Below are 256 nucleotides of genomic sequence, written 5' to 3'. Positions count from 1 at the left end.
CTAGCCTCCAACTCAAAACTGGCTTGACCTCCTCATTGACCACCACAAGACCAGTTGCACCTAAAGGCCTTTCTGGCTCACCTCTTAGGGCCTTCCCCTCTTCCAAGAGATCTTCTTCCACCATTGTGGCTGTTCAAAGTGAAAAGCCTTCATACCAAGTCGTCCAGCCCATCAACGGTGACCCGTTCATCGGAAGTCTCGAGACTCCAGTGACATCAAGCCCACTGATTGCATGGTACCTCGCAAACCTTCCAGG

1 protein-coding gene is annotated in these 256 nt (G+C 52.0%); it reads left to right on the top strand.

The features are described from left to right. Positions 1–125 precede the first annotated feature (125 nt). The coding region (locus ACYQ78_RS39830) for a photosystem I reaction center subunit XI (RefSeq protein ID WP_459806184.1) at positions 126–256 on the top strand (131 nt) is incomplete at its 3' end.

Source organism: Herbidospora sp. RD11066, from assembly GCF_054661255.1.
Note: the sequence above shows the minus strand (reverse complement) of the source record. Positions and strands in the feature narration are given on the sequence as shown.